This window comes from Methylobacterium sp. 37f, assembly GCF_023093475.1.
Lineage (GTDB): Bacteria > Pseudomonadota > Alphaproteobacteria > Rhizobiales > Beijerinckiaceae > Methylobacterium.
The window spans coordinates 1-1,577 of the sequence record NZ_JAGHKN010000091.1 but is presented as its reverse complement, the minus strand read 5'-3'; the positions used below and the strand labels follow the sequence as shown (position 1 = coordinate 1,577).

Annotated in this window: 1 protein-coding gene; it reads right to left on the bottom strand. The window is 64.1% G+C overall.

The features are described from left to right. Window positions 1–78: 78 nt before the first annotated feature. On the bottom strand, window positions 79–1,518 hold the full coding sequence (locus J7U37_RS24740; protein WP_247637471.1) for an IS1182 family transposase: 1,440 nt from the start codon (window positions 1,516–1,518) through the stop codon (window positions 79–81). Between the last annotated feature and the right edge of the window lie 59 nt (window positions 1,519–1,577).

Here is a 1,577-nt window from a genome sequence, read left to right as displayed (position 1 = left end):
CGAGGCCGTGTCAAAACGGATTGGGCGCGGAACTTTATGAATGTCGGCTGCGGATGAATCGCCACGGCTCGTGCTTGTTCAGGCTCGGATGGCCTGGATGAGCCAAGCTGCGCCGAACAGGCGGATCATCCGCTTCACGTTGTAGGCGAGGATCGCGAGGCTCATCTCGGTTCTCACGCCGTTCAGGCCCTTCGTGAGGAAGGGCGTGCTGCCCATCCAAGCCTTCAGCGTGCCGAAGACGTGCTCGACCGTAGAGCGCCGCACCGCCATGGCGTCAGGCATGGCATCGAGCCGCCTCTGCATGGCCTCCAGCACGGCCTCATGCTTCCAGCGCTTGAAGCGCTTGACCTTCTCGGGCGTACAGCATGCACGCACCTCGCAGGCATGACAGGCTTCCAGGTTGCGGTAATGGTCGATGTCGCCATGCCGATCGGAGCGGGCGACAGACTTCGTCAGCATAGCACCGGCCGGACAGACGTAGTGATCGGCCTCGGCGTCGTAGACGAAGTCGGCGCGCACGAAGAGCCCCTTCTTCGCCCGGCCGGACGTGTCGGCCCGCGGCATGACCGGGAGAATGCCTGTGCCTTCGCAGACCAGAACCTCGTCGCCATTGTAGTAGCCGCGATCGGTCAGGACCACGACCTCCTCCGCGCCGATAGCCTGCTTGGCCCGATCGCCCATCGGCACGAGCTGGGTCCGGTCGTGGCCCTGGTTGACGACGTCATGAGCCACAACGAGATGATGCTCGGGATCAACGGCGATCTGGACGTTGTAGCCGACGATGCCCGTGCCCCGCCCGCTCGTCGCCATGGAGCGTGCGTCCGGATCGGTCAGCGAGACCTGTCCGTCTTCTGAAGCTGCGATCTGATCCTGCATCTCGCGCAGGAAGGCCATCTGTCGGCGCAGAGCGGCGATCTTCTCGCCGATGCGCTGCGTCCGCGCCTCGGGAACGTCGCTGCCTTCCCGGTCCGCCCGGTCGAGCGTTGCGAGGTAGCGGGCGATGCTGGCATCCACCTGTTCCAGGCGCTTGGCGACTTTGGTCACCGTGTAATTGCGGTCCCGGTTGTTGACCGCCTTGAACTTCGATCCATCCACGGCGACGGTCGCCCCGGTAAAGAGGCTCAGATCCCGGCACAGCACCACGAACTGCCGACAGGCCGCCTGGATCGCTGCCCCGTTGTCGCGCCTGAAGTTGGCGATCGTTTTGTGATCGGGGACCAGGCGACCAGTCAGCCACATCACCTCGATGTTGCGCTGTGCCTCACGCTCGAGCCGGCGGCTCGATGGCACCCGGTTGAGATAACCGTAGAGGTAGAGCTTCAGGAGCATGGCCGGATCGTAGGCGGGCCGCCCCGTCGCTGCGGGCTCAAAGCGGGTGAAGCCCAGAGCGCCCAGATCAAGTTCGTCGATGAAGGCCTCGACTACCCGAACCGGATTGTCCTCGGTGACATAGTCGTCCAGCGAACTGGGCAGCAACCAGGATTGCCGACGGTCCTGCCCTTCGACGAACCGACCCATGCCGACCTCCGCAGATGAGGCCGCAAGTCTACTTCAGATCGGGCTTTTGACACAGCCTC